The organism is Paenibacillus sp. NPDC058177 (genome assembly GCF_042883835.1).
GTDB classification, from domain to species: Bacteria; Bacillota; Bacilli; order Paenibacillales; family Paenibacillaceae; genus Paenibacillus_AQ; species Paenibacillus_AQ agri.
The window spans coordinates 157,412-170,053 of the sequence record NZ_JBHVVB010000009.1 but is presented as its reverse complement, the minus strand read 5'-3'; the positions used below and the strand labels follow the sequence as shown (position 1 = coordinate 170,053).

The window sequence follows — 12,642 nt, the reverse complement described above, 5'->3', positions numbered from 1 at the left end:
TCTTATCACCATAATACTTAATTTGAAGGAGAATGATGATGAACGTTTTGAAAAAAGTATCCGCAGTATCCCTGGTTGCCAGCTTCACCCTGCTCACCGCCTGTGGCGGAAACACTGCGAACACTACAAACACCGCTGGCAAAACGAATGCTGCTGCTGAGACGACCGCTCCGGCTTCTTCCGCACCTAGTGCTCCAGTAACCATTGAATTCTGGTACGGACTCGGCGGTAAGCTGGGCGAGAACATGGACAAGCTGATTCAGAAATTCAACGCCTCACAGAAGGACGTTATCGTCAAAGGAATTGTACAGAGCGACTATACAGAGACCGAACAGAAGCTCCAGGCCGCTATCGCAACTGGACAAGTACCTGCTGCTGTACTGTCTTCCAATGTAGACTGGGCGCGTAAAGGCTACTTCGCTCCAATGGACGATCTGATCGCGCAACTGCCGGACTTCAACAAAGAGGATTTTGTACAGACTTTCCTGACTCAGGGACAAGTGGACGGCAAGCAGTTCTTCCTGCCAATGTACGGAACTACACAAGTGATGTACTATCGCAAGGATGCTTTTGAGAAGAACGGAATCGAAGCCGATAAACTGAAGACATGGGAAGATCTCGCGGCAGCAGCTGAGAAAATGTCTGTTAAAGACGGCGGCAAAACTTCCTTCTACGGCTGGGAGCCAATGTGGGGTTATGAGAATATGTATGATGCTGTGCTGAGCAAGGGCGGAAGTGTCCTTAGTGCAGACGGAAAAACTGTAACGATCGATTCTCCGGAATGGGTACAGACATGGGATTCGTTCCGCAAATGGATTCATGAAGATAAAATCATGCGCATTCACTCCGGCGGTCAAGGCTGGGAGTACTGGTACAAAACAATTGACGATGTTATGAAGGGTCAAGCTGCAGGTTACACCGGTTCCAGCGGTGACCAAGGCGATCTGGACTTTGGTGTCGTAGCTGCTATGGAACAACCAGGTTGGGCCGGTGTCGGCGAAGGCAAGCCTGTCGCTCAAGCACTGATGGCTGGTATTCCTTCCAAAGCTAGCGACGATCAAAAGCAAGCAGCTATGAAATGGCTGGCCTACTTCACTAATTCCGAGAATACAGCGTTCTGGTCGATCCAAACTGGATACATCTCTGTTCGTCAATCCGCACTGCAAGATCCGGAATTCGTGAAGTTCAGCGAGAGCAATCCACAAATCAAGATTCCGCTCATGCAAGCAGCACATGGTTCTGCACCATTCCAGGACCCAACTGGCGGCAAAATCACTGATGCACTGAAGATTGCAGCTGACAAGGTAGAAATCCAGAACATTCCTGCAGCACAGGCACTTCAAGAAGCGAAGAAAACCGCACAAGCGGCTTTGGATAAATTGAAATAAAGGTGGCTAATCGTAATGTCTGATCTTATTACTCCGCAAGGGCGTCAAGCTGTATCTGCTATCCTGTTCGATAAGGACGGGACCCTGCTGGAATTCGTATCCCTCTGGGGAGTCTGGGCCAAGTGCCTGCTGGAGCGTTTCGGCGCACATCTAAACAGCCGCCAGCTCACGCTCCAGCCGGAGACTATCCCATCCCTATTCGGTACCGTGCACAACGGGGACGGGAACATCACGGATTATGACCGCAACGGCCCGCTCGCCATGGGTACGATGGCTGATCTCTACGCCATTCTCGCCTGGCAGGGCTACCTGCAAGGTCTATCCTGGGCAGAGACGATGGAGATCGTTGATCTGTGCCGGAAGGAAGCGGACGCCATGATGGACGAGATGCGGCCAGTCGTCCCCCTGCCGGGGCTGACACGCTTCCTGGAGGAGGCCCGGAGCCATGGTGTGCCTATGGCGGTGGTCACCGCCGATGAAACCGATGCGGCAGAGAAGCATCTGCGCTGGCTCGGCATCCGAGATTACTTCTCTGAGGTGATCGGAACTGATCAGGTAGAGCGAGGGAAGCCATTTCCGGATATGGTTCAGCTGGCCTGTGGCAGACTTGGGATTGACCCTTCCGGGGTAGTGGTGATCGGAGATACGAACGGCGATATGAGAATGGCCAAGGCGGCAGGTACCGCCCTGGCTATCGGACTCCCAGGTTCAGCTTCGGATGATGAGGTAAGCAATCTGTTGTCTGATGCCGATGTCATCGTACGTACCTACGAAGATCTAAGCGTCGGGAGACCCGGGAAATGAAGCCGGAAGGAGCATGGGCCTGGATCTTCCTGGGCATGGCCATTGTCTTCGAGCTATCTGGCACCATTTCGATGAAAGCCTCTCAAGGGTTCTCCCGCTTATGGCCCTCTGTGCTCATGTTTCTGTTCTACGCGATAAGCTTCACATCGCTTAATTATGCCCTCACCTCTATTAAGGTAGGCATGGCATACGCCATATGGTCGGGAGCCGGAATCATACTGATCTCCGTAGCAGGCATCTTCTTATTCAAAGAACGGATGCCCATGTCCTCCCTGCTCTGGATTGCCGTCATCGTTGTGGGGATTGTCGGACTCAATCTTAGCGACAAAAGCCACTAAGTGCTTCTGCGTCCCCATCATATTATTCCAGGAGGTGCCTGTTCCATATGAACATGAATTCTGCAGAAGTGGCAAAACCTCTTGCCAGCTTTCAGATCATTACAGATACACACGTCACTGTCGATCCTAATCATGAGTATAATCTTAACTTCGGACTGGCTTTGCGCGATATCGCCAGCCACGCTGAAGGAAGCAGCGGCATCATGCACATTGGGGATGTCACGGACCACGGATTCCCCGAAGAGTATGAGGAAGTACGCCGTATCTTGGGCTTACACCAAACAGGACTACCGACTGTCCGCTTCACCCTCGGCAACCATGACGTTGGCCTGGGTGACTGGCATTCACGCCTTGCGCTGTATGCCTCCCGGACAGGAATGCCCGGCCCCTATCACGATCACTGGATAGACGGCTACCACTTTATCTTTATCGGCACGGAAGAGAATCTACCGCTCTTCTGCGACCTTTCCAAGGAACAGCTCCAGTGGCTGGATCTGAAACTCGGTGAGGAAGCTTCACCGGACAAGCCGGTTTTCCTGTTCCTCCACCAGCCGCTCAAGGATACTGTGGCCGGCTCGCTGGAATCCCAGGAGTGGTACGGCGTGACTCAGGACCAGGAATTGCGGGCCATCCTTTCCAAGCATCCGCAGACCTTGTTGTTCACAGGGCACACCCATTGGGAGATGGAAGTCGACAATACGATGTATCCAGGCCACGGGGAGACTGCAACGATGTTCAATGCCGCATCAACTGCCTATCTATGGACGAACGAGGATGAGCACAAGGATGGAAGCCAAGGCTTCTATGTGGAAATCTACAGCGACAAGGTGCTGGTGCGAGGCCGCGACTTCAAGACCGGAACCTGGATTCCCGCTGCACAGTACGAGGTAGCCTTTCCCGCAGAGAACGTGTAACACTTTACCATCCATCTAATTTTAAATATGATCATACAAAAAAACGATTGCATGCAGGCTGTAAAGCCTTGCAGAGCAATCGTTTTTTTTGAAGTCTTTTTCGCTAATCCTAGCTCAAGCGCTAGCTTTTAGCTATATCTTAACGCTGTACAGGCTCAATCCGGTAGCTCGAAGTCTCCGCATCCGAGGCTCCGGTTCCTTCATGAATCTCCCAGCCGAAGGATAGTACCCCTTCCAGCCGCGCCTTCTCGGCTGCCGTCAACGATACCCCTACAGCTTCCTTACCCGGCTCAAGTTCCAGCACAGGCTCTTTGCCCAAGGCAACGAAAATCCAGCTGCGAACACCGCGAATGGTATTGTATTTGATCTGATAGCCTTCCCGTACCGCCCGCTCGAATAGTTCAGGCTGCTCAGCCTGCAGCACCGCAAGCTGCTTATAATCAAAATGGAACTCGCTTTCGTCCACAGGCAGCTCACCTGAGGCTACTCTGCGTAGCAGCTCGTCATCAGACCAGCCTAAGGTACGCAACGATTCCAGGATTAAGGCATCCCACTGGGACAGCTTCACTCTGTTCAAATTCTCCGACATCTCTTATTCCTCCCATTTTCGATAAGATGGTTTAGAAATCAGCAACGAAGTGGCCAGGGCTTACTTCGCGAAGCTCGGAATTCCCCTCGCCACCACGCTTTGCTGTATAACCGTTCTGGCTCAGGCGTTGACCGGCCTTCTTCGGATCCGGCTCCAGGATGGAAGACAACAACGCTTGTGTGTAAGGATGCTGTGGGTTCTCGTACAATTCATCACTTTCGGCAACCTCAACCAAACGGCCAGCATACATTACTCCGATGCGATCGGAGATGTGCCGCACCATTGACAGATCATGCGCGATGAAGAGATACGTCAGTCCGAACTCAGCCTGCAAATCCTCCAGCATGTTCACGACCTGGGCTTGAACGGAAACGTCCAGCGCAGAGATGGGCTCGTCACAGACGACAAATTCCGGTCTCACTGACAGGGCTCTGGCAATGGAGATCCGCTGGCGCTGCCCGCCGCTGAACTCATGCGGGAAGCGGTACAGATGCTCTCGCTTAAGTCCCACTTTTTCCAGCAGGGCCGCAATGATTTCCTTACGATCTTCGCCCTGGTGGGTACCGTGGATCTTCATCGGCTCGCTGATCAGCTCCAGCACATTCAGACCGGGATTCAGCGAAGAATACGGGTCTTGGAAAATCGACTGAATACGTCTGCGAAACGGCTTCAGCTTTTTCTCGCCCAATCCGCCGATTTGCTGCCCATCGAAAGATACTTCTCCATCCGTATAATCATACAGACGAAGCAGACAGCGCCCTACTGTCGACTTGCCGCTCCCCGATTCGCCGACAAGACCAAAGGTCTCACCCTTGCGGATCTGGAAGCTAACGCCGTCCACCGCCTTCAGCACATCCGTATCACGTCCCCAGATATCTTTGCCTTTGGAGAAATGCTTCTTGAGATTTTTTACATCGACCAATATTTTGCTATCACTCAAGCGAACGTCCCTCCTTCCACACCTACAGATACCTCACCATCAGCCAGCCAACACATCGAGCGATGTCCCGCCGACAGTTCGAATACCGGAGGCCGCTCCGCACAGCGGGCAAACGCATGCGGGCAACGGTCCATGAATGGGCAACCAGGCGGGGGATCCAGCAGATCCGGCGGTGAGCCTTCGATCGGCACCAGGCGTTCTTTCGACTTGCCCCCATTCTTCGGAATAGAGCGCAGCAAACCCTTGGTGTAAGGATGCTGCGGACGGTAAAAGATATCCTCAACCGTTCCCTCTTCCATGATCAATCCACCATACATGACAATGACCCGGGTACAGACTTGGGCCACTACGCCCAGATCATGGGTAATTAGCGCGACTGCAGTATGTGAATTACCCTTCAGTTCCTTAAATAGGTCTAGAATCTGCGCCTGGATCGTCGCATCCAGCGCCGTTGTTGGCTCATCCGCAATCAAAAGCTCCGGCTGGCAGGAAAGCGCCATGGCGATCATCACCCGCTGCCGCATTCCGCCGCTGAATTCATGCGGATATTGCTGCAAGCGCTGCTCGGGTTGGCTAATCCCAACCTGACGCAGCATATTAGCCGCTTCAGTCAACGCCGCTTCTTTATTTAATCCGCGGTGTCTGCGGATCACTTCTGTTAATTGCTGACCAATCTTTTTGACAGGATTCAGCGAGGTCATCGGGTCCTGAAAGACCATCGCGATCTGGTTACCGCGCAGTTTTCTCCACTGCTTCTCCGACAGGTTCAGGAGGTTCTCACCGCGGAAGTTAACATTTCCCGAGGTGATTTTGCCGGGTGGTGTGATCAAAGACATGATCGCCTTGGCTGTCACGCTCTTACCACTGCCGGACTCACCGACAATACCCACGGTCTCCCCGGCATCGATATGGAAGCTAACACCGCGCACGGCTTGATTCTCTCCATCCCGCGTGGAGAACGAAACCTTCAAATCCTCAACAGACAGTAGACGTTCCGTCATGATGTCTCCACACTCCTATCTCTTGATTAGCTTCGGTTCAAAGCCAACCCGCAGAATATCGCCCAATATATTAAAGCTCAGTACAGTCAAAAGGATCAGTAAGCCCGGGAACACCGCCAAATATGGCGCCTGAGCGATATAACCCTGCGCATTGTTCAGCATGCTGCCCCATGTTGCATTCGGAGGTTGTACCCCAAAGCCCAAAAAGCTCAGGGAAGACTCCATCATAATCGCCGAAGCGATGTTATTCGTAGCCCCTACAATGATGACCGGGATCAAGCCCGGCATAATATGCTTCAGGATGATGCCGAACGCACTTTGACCCGAGGCCTTGGCATATAGTACAAATTCCCGCTCCTTCAGAGTCATCGTCTCCGCCCGGATGACCCGGGCGATGTGCATCCACATCAGCAAAGCTATAATGACAATAATATTGCCGACGCTCGGCTTCAAAAATACGCTGAGCAGCAGCAGGATCAGAAACGTAGGTATCGACAATATTACATCCAGCATACGCATCAGAAGGTTGTCCAGCCAGCCGCCGAAGTAGCCGCTGATCACACCTACTGTTACACCAATACCAGTCGCAATAATCATGGCAGTAAAGCCGACTAACAAGGATACCCGGCCTCCGTACAGCGCTCTGGCGAAATAATCCCGTCCGAAATCATCGGTTCCGAACCAATGCTCTGCTCCGGGTGGAGTCAAACGTGCCATTACATTCAGTTCATTCGGATCATGGCCGGATAAGAACGCGAAGACCGAGGCAAGCGTGAACAGCAACAGAAGGATAAGGGCAGCGACACCCATACCATTTCCCAGCAGCTCACTTCCGACATTTTTCCATTTACTGCGATTCATGAGGTCACCTCGTTAGTTTAATTCGCGGATCCACGAAGCTGTACAGGATATCCGCTGCCAGATTGCCTATAATCAGCATCAAAGAAGAAAATAAAGTGATACCCATAATAACAGGGTAATCCATACCCCTAACCGCAGTCATGCCCAAAGAGCCAATGCCGGGCCAAGAGAATACCGTCTCCGTAACAATCGCTCCGGCTACAAGATCACCCATGGACATCCCGAGCAGCGTAATTACCGGCAGCAGCACATGCTTCATTACATGGCGAAACAGCACTGTAGTCTTCGAAGCTCCAAAAGCATATTGAATCTGCACGTACTCTTCTTTTAGCTGACCAATTGTGCTGGAGCGAATATACCGAACGTAACTGGTCAGGAATCCAAAAGCCAGCACCGTACAAGGCAGAATTCCATGCTTAAAGATATCTGCCGCCGACTCCACGCCAATAGTACGCATTCCCATACTAGGAAGCCAATGAAGCTTGATCGCGAATAAATAAATCATTAGAATAGCCAACCAGAAGAGGGGCACGGAAATACCGATATACGAAATAAAGTTAATCAGCTTATCCACCCAGCGGTTGCGGTTCGCTCCGGCCAGAAGGCCAAGCGGAATCGCGAGTAGCACAGCTAGAGCAATGGCGCTCCCCATCAAACCGGCGGTAGCCGGCAGGCGCTCCAAAATTTGGTCCAGCACCGGCTGGTGATTGATCAGTGAATAACCGAAATTACCTTGAAGCAATTCTTTAAGCCAGATGAAATATTGGATGTAGGCCGGCTTGTCCAGTCCCAAATTATGCCGGACACGCTCGATATCTTCGGCATGCATATTCGGGGTTACGAAGGAAAGCACCGGATCGCCCGGCGCCAGTTTGATCATGAAAAAGCATACCACTGATACGAAGAACAGCAGCGGTACGGTTTGCAGCAATCTACGGACGATGAGTTGTCTCATTCGTATACTCTCCCAGCTCATATCGGCAAAAAAATAAGCTGGATTAACCAGCTTATTTTTTCCCGTTCTTATTTAAGGTAGATTTTGGACAAATCTTCAAAAATAACGACAGGCTTCAATACTGCTTCTTCAATGCCACCATATTGCTTAGAGACAGCTACGATGGTCTTGGTATACGCAATAGGGTAGATCGGTGCATCTTCAGCTACGATCTCCTGTGCTTTTTTGTAAATTTCTCCGCGCTTAGCAGTGTCTGCTTCACTAGCACCTGCATCAAACAATTTGTCTACTTCCGGATTGTTATAGTGCGAGTAATTGGAATTCCCGGTAGAGCTGTACAGAATACGGTATGCATCCGGGTCATAACCCATTATATATCCAGCCAGAGCAAGTTCAAAGTCTTTAGCGTCCTTATCCGTGAAACGTTTGGAGTATGCGGAAGCATCAACGCTTTGCAATTCCACATCCACACCGATCGCTTTCAGCTTTTGTTGAACATACAAGGAAACTGCCTCTTGTACCTTATTGCCGCTCGTTGTGATAAATCTCAATTTCAGGTTGCTGACACCAGCTTTGTCCAACAGTTCCTTGGCTTTAGCCGCGTCATTATCATACGAAGTTACGTCATTGGTAAAGAACAAACCATCAGGTGTTACGAATGATTTTGCCGGTTCAGCATAATCACCGGATGTATAAGCTGTTTGGATCAACTCATCGCGGCTCAGCGCCAGGGATAGAGCTTCACGCACTTCTTTCTTAGCAAGAGCACCTCTGTCACTGTTAGCGTTGAACAGCAGGTATGCCAAACGTCCTTCGCTGTAAGGCAGAATTTCAAAGTTATTCGTCGCTTGGAATGTGGCTACGTCTTGCGGATCCAGATACTTCACGTTAATCTCGCCGTTTTGCAGTGCAAGGTTCGCGCTGTTAGTGTCTTTAGCAATCCGGTAAGTCACGGAATCCAGATGCGGCTTGCCGCCGAAATAATTATCGAAGCGTTCCAAAGTCAGGTATTCACCAGTTTTGTATTCTTTGAATTTGAACGGGCCAGAGCCGACTGGAGCGGCATTTTTAGGGCTCTTCTCGATGTCTGCCTCATTCTCAAAGATATGCTTTGGAATCGGGGAAATCTGTACCAGTGTGGCTTCAAAAGCTGGTGCGACTTGCGGAAGCTTGAACTCCACAGTCAGATCGTCCACCTTAACCGCTTGGATCGGCTTGTCACCGATAATCAGATTGGATCTCAAGAGGCTGTTCTGTTTCTCGTCCAAAATGCTGTTGATTGTGAACACAACATCGTCAGCTGTAAGCTTCTCGCCGTCATGCCAAGTCAGTCCACTCTTCAGCTTCAATGTATAAGTAAGGTTATCTGCAGATGCTGTCAGGCTGTCTGCCAGATAAAAAGTTTTCTTTCCGTTATTCACTTGGAACAATGGTGCATACAGCGCTTGGTCGATGGTCAGGCTGACACGGTCGCCCGCATAGTTCGGGTTCAGGATGACCGGATCGGCAGCTACTCCAATGATTAGATTACCGCCGTCTTTTGGTGCGCCATTGTCAGCAGGTTGCTGTGATTCTGCAGGTGCATTACTTGCAGCAGGTGCTGCGTTATTTCCGCCGGAGCAAGCACTCACCAGGAGTGTCAATAATATCACGCCGATAAAACCAGTTAGTCGTTTACGCATGTTTCTTTCCCCCATATCTCTCTATTGAATCCCAAGATGTTTTTTTAATTATATATCGGAATACTAGGGATTACAATGGATGTAATTTCACATAAATGCAACAAAAAGGAAATAGGTGACTAAGTGTATCATCCTTACCTTTTGTAATGATGCACTGAAGTTATTGTACAGCATTTGCATCAATTTTAAAACATGTCGACAACACTACAACCCTATTTTGCTCCATTATTAAGGTTTTAACCGAAAAAAAAGACAACCCCTGAAAATATAAGGGTCACCATTCACGTTTTCTAAATATATTAAACCAAACGCACAAATGTATTTTGAGAACGGGAGGACCTTATGATCACAATAAGTCTGTGCATGATCGTAAAAAATGAAGAGGATACCTTGGACCGCTGCCTGAGCTCCGTGGCCGATTTGGTCGATGAGATTATTATTGTCGATACAGGATCGACAGACGCTACAAAAGAGATCATCCGCAAGTATAGTGATCAGGTGTTTGATTTTGAATGGATTTATGATTTCGCCGCTGCCCGTAATCACGCCTTCTCACAAGCGACGAAGGAATATATCCTTTGGCTGGATGCAGATGATGTCTTCAAGGATGTGGATCGTGAGCGCCTGCGCGCCCTCAAGGACACGCTGGACCCGGCGGTCGACTCTGTTACCATGAATTATCACCTGGCCTTTGATGAAGAAGGGAATGTGGTGTCCAGTCTACGCCGCAACCGGCTGGTCAAGAGAAGCAATGGCTTCCGCTGGATCGGAGCCGTCCATGAATATCTGGAGGTTAGCGGGAACATCATCAACAGTGATATCGCCGTTACCCACAGCAGCATCCATCATGACAGCGAACGTAACCTGAATATCTATGAAGAACGTCTGGCTGGTGGAGAGCAATTCTCACCTCGGGACTTATATTACTTCGCCAACGAGCTGCTGGATCACAGCCAGTATGAGCGGGCCATCCGCTTCTATGGGGAGTTCCTCGGGACCGGGCTGGGCTGGATTGAGGACAACATCGCTGCCTGCGGCAAGTTGGCGGATTGCTACCACGGGCTGAAGGATGAGGACCGGGCGCTGGAAGCCGCCCTTCTGTCCTTCCGGTATGATCAGCCACGCGCGGAATTTTGCTGCCGGATCGGATACCATTTTCTCAATAAAAATAATATCAACGCGGCCATCTTCTGGTATAAGGCAGCTGTAGCCGACCAGCCTTCCGGCGATCAATGGGGACTGCGCAACCTGGCCTGCTCTACCTGGCTACCCCACCTTCAGCTCTGCGTCTGCTATGACAGAATCGGCCAGCATCAGATGGCTTACGCCCATAACGAGGCGGCCCGGACCTACCGTCCGAGTGACGAACGTATACTGTTAAACAAGGCTTATCTGGAGGCTGTCCTTAATCCGCAGACACAAGCGGAGTCAGACACCAACCAGGGGGGTAACGTATGAGTGACCAACCGATCCGCGTGCTGCTTGGCAGCCCTATTCATCAGAAGGCAACTGTGTTGCAGCATTTTCTGGAGTCACTGGGCCGCTTGAAGTTGGAGGGAATTCAACTTGATTTCTTTTTTATCGACGACAATCAGGATGGGCAGTCTTCCGAATTACTTAAAGCGTTCAAAGCAAGTACCGAAGCAAATACGGGCAATGTTCTGATTCAACCCTCGGGCTACAACGATACTTATATCCGGAACGATACCACCCATTTCTGGAGCACTAACCTGGTCTGGAAGGTGGCCACCTTCAAGAACCTTATGATCCAGCGGGCCCAGATTCTGGACTATGATTATTTATTTTTGATCGACTCCGATCTGATCCTCTATCCTGATACGCTGAGTCATCTCATCAGCACGGAGAAAGATATTATTTCTGAGGTCTTCTGGACGCAGTGGCAGCCGGACACGATGTTCCAGCCCCAGGTCTGGATGCACGATGAATACAATCAGTGGGATCAACTACCAGGTGAGAACCTATCCGCTGAGGATACCCGCAGCAGGTTCCACGAGTTCATCAACAGAATGCAGGTTCCCGGAATTTATGAAGTCGGTGGTCTCGGAGCCTGTACACTCATCAGTAAAGCAGCCATCGTGAGAGGCGTTAGCTATAATCCTGTCAAAAATATCTCCTTCTGGGGAGAAGACCGTCACTTCTGCATTCGCGCCGCAGCGCTTGGTATTCCCCTGTTCGTTGACACTCACTATCCTGCGCTGCATCTCTACAGGGATAGTGATCTCAGTAAAGTTGATGAATTTGTACAGCGTACGTCGGGTGAGGCAGGCATACCGCCGGGTAGCGAACCGGTGTCCCCGCCTTCACAGGAGGACTCCAATCAGCCTGAAGACTCCGTAGGATCGGAAAGCTCCGGGAGTCCGGATAATCCCGTAGGATCGTTAGAATCAACCCCGCCGGAAGAAGATCCGCTTCTTGAGAAAGAATCAGCTATTCCAGCCTCCGAAAAGCGCCCCAAGCTGACCTTGGCTATGATCGTCAAAAATGAGGCCAACCGCTTTCTGCGACAGGTACTGGAAGAACACCGCAAATATATTGATGAAGCCGTGATTATCGATGATGGCAGCACAGATGATACGGCAGATATCTGTCTGGAGGTGCTGGCAGGCCTTCCTGTCACCCTTGTACGCAACACCGAGTCCAGATTCAGCAATGAATATGAACTGCGCACACAGTTATGGCAGGAAGTGGTCCAAACCGATCCGGAATGGATTCTCACCCTCGATGCAGATGAACTGTTCGAGAACAGATTCGCCCAACAGGTCGACGAGTTGCTGCGGCAGACAAAGTCTGATCTGCTCTGCTTCCGGCTCTATGATTTCTGGGATGAGAATCACTACAGGGATGATCAGTATTGGAGTTCCCACTACAGCTTCAGGCCATTCCTGCTCCGCTACAACAAAGACTTGAACTATACTTGGAAAAATTCGCCGCAGCACTGTGGACGTTTACCGGAGAACGTGTTCGAAGTGCCCCATCAATTAAGCCTTCTACGTATCAAGCATCTGGGATGGTCTAGACTGGAGTTTCGTCTGGAGAAATTCGCAAGATATATGCACCTTGACCCCGAAGGACAATATGGGTGGAAAGAACAGTACATCTCCATCCTTGACGAGCAGCCTCATCTGGTACCTTGGGTGGAGTGAGCGGGG

Annotated in this window: 12 protein-coding genes; 6 read left to right on the top strand and 6 right to left on the bottom strand. The window is 50.7% G+C overall.

Annotated elements, in window-relative coordinates:
- Window positions 1-38: 38 nt before the first annotated feature.
- From ACFVU8_RS26820 to ACFVU8_RS26805, 4 genes are read left to right on the top strand one after another with little or no spacing between them, the layout of a single operon-like run.
- Window positions 39-1,388 carry an ABC transporter substrate-binding protein gene (locus ACFVU8_RS26820; protein ID WP_387431490.1) on the top strand — a complete coding sequence of 450 codons (1,350 nt, stop codon included), beginning with the start codon at window positions 39-41 and terminating at the stop codon, window positions 1,386-1,388.
- A 15-nt stretch (window positions 1,389-1,403) separates the two neighbouring features.
- Window positions 1,404-2,192 carry an HAD family hydrolase gene (locus ACFVU8_RS26815; RefSeq protein ID WP_387431394.1) on the top strand — a complete coding sequence of 263 codons (789 nt, stop codon included), beginning with the start codon at window positions 1,404-1,406 and terminating at the stop codon, window positions 2,190-2,192.
- Window positions 2,189-2,530, top strand: coding sequence for a DMT family transporter (locus tag ACFVU8_RS26810; protein WP_379467048.1), 342 nt, complete (start codon window positions 2,189-2,191; stop codon window positions 2,528-2,530). Before ACFVU8_RS26815 ends, ACFVU8_RS26810 begins: the two co-directional genes overlap by 4 nt.
- 47 nt (window positions 2,531-2,577) lie before the next feature.
- Window positions 2,578-3,444 carry a metallophosphoesterase family protein gene (locus ACFVU8_RS26805; protein ID WP_387431392.1) on the top strand — a complete coding sequence of 289 codons (867 nt, stop codon included), beginning with the start codon at window positions 2,578-2,580 and terminating at the stop codon, window positions 3,442-3,444.
- A gap of 139 nt (window positions 3,445-3,583) precedes the next feature.
- Here ACFVU8_RS26805 and ACFVU8_RS26800 read toward each other — a convergent pair whose 3' ends face one another.
- The 6 genes from ACFVU8_RS26800 to ACFVU8_RS26775 all read right to left on the bottom strand — a co-directional run bounded on the left by ACFVU8_RS26800 (window position 3,584) and on the right by ACFVU8_RS26775 (window position 9,472).
- Window positions 3,584-4,033 carry a hypothetical protein gene (locus tag ACFVU8_RS26800; RefSeq protein WP_387431390.1) on the bottom strand — a complete coding sequence of 150 codons (450 nt, stop codon included), beginning with the start codon at window positions 4,031-4,033 and terminating at the stop codon, window positions 3,584-3,586.
- 31 nt (window positions 4,034-4,064) lie between these two features.
- Window positions 4,065-4,973, bottom strand: coding sequence for an ABC transporter ATP-binding protein (locus tag ACFVU8_RS26795; RefSeq protein WP_387431387.1), 909 nt, complete (start codon window positions 4,971-4,973; stop codon window positions 4,065-4,067).
- Window positions 4,970-5,974 (bottom strand): ABC transporter ATP-binding protein, encoded by a 1,005-nt coding sequence (locus ACFVU8_RS26790; RefSeq protein ID WP_379467045.1) that lies wholly within the window; start codon window positions 5,972-5,974, stop codon window positions 4,970-4,972. Before ACFVU8_RS26790 ends, ACFVU8_RS26795 begins: the two co-directional genes overlap by 4 nt.
- Window positions 5,975-5,989: 15 nt before the next feature.
- The gene (locus tag ACFVU8_RS26785; RefSeq protein WP_387431384.1) at window positions 5,990-6,835 is read right to left on the bottom strand and encodes an ABC transporter permease; all 846 of its coding nucleotides are present in this window, start codon (window positions 6,833-6,835) and stop codon (window positions 5,990-5,992) included.
- Between the two features lie 4 nt (window positions 6,836-6,839).
- Complete coding sequence (locus ACFVU8_RS26780) at window positions 6,840-7,790, bottom strand: ABC transporter permease (RefSeq protein WP_066375232.1); 951 nt, start codon at window positions 7,788-7,790, stop codon at window positions 6,840-6,842.
- A gap of 68 nt (window positions 7,791-7,858) precedes the next feature.
- A complete protein-coding gene (locus tag ACFVU8_RS26775; RefSeq protein WP_387431382.1) occupies window positions 7,859-9,472 on the bottom strand; it encodes an ABC transporter substrate-binding protein in 1,614 nt (537 codons plus the stop codon).
- Between the two features lie 342 nt (window positions 9,473-9,814).
- Here ACFVU8_RS26775 and ACFVU8_RS26770 point away from each other — a divergent pair, with 342 nt between their 5' ends.
- Together ACFVU8_RS26770 and ACFVU8_RS26765 are read left to right on the top strand one after the other, a co-directional pair.
- Window positions 9,815-10,930: a tetratricopeptide repeat-containing glycosyltransferase family 2 protein gene (locus ACFVU8_RS26770; RefSeq protein WP_387431379.1), complete on the top strand. Its 1,116-nt coding sequence runs from the start codon at window positions 9,815-9,817 to the stop codon at window positions 10,928-10,930.
- Window positions 10,927-12,636 (top strand): glycosyltransferase family 2 protein, encoded by a 1,710-nt coding sequence (locus tag ACFVU8_RS26765; RefSeq protein WP_387431377.1) that lies wholly within the window; start codon window positions 10,927-10,929, stop codon window positions 12,634-12,636. The genes ACFVU8_RS26770 and ACFVU8_RS26765 overlap by 4 nt, the downstream gene beginning before the upstream one ends.
- The last annotated feature ends 6 nt before the right edge of the window (window positions 12,637-12,642 follow it).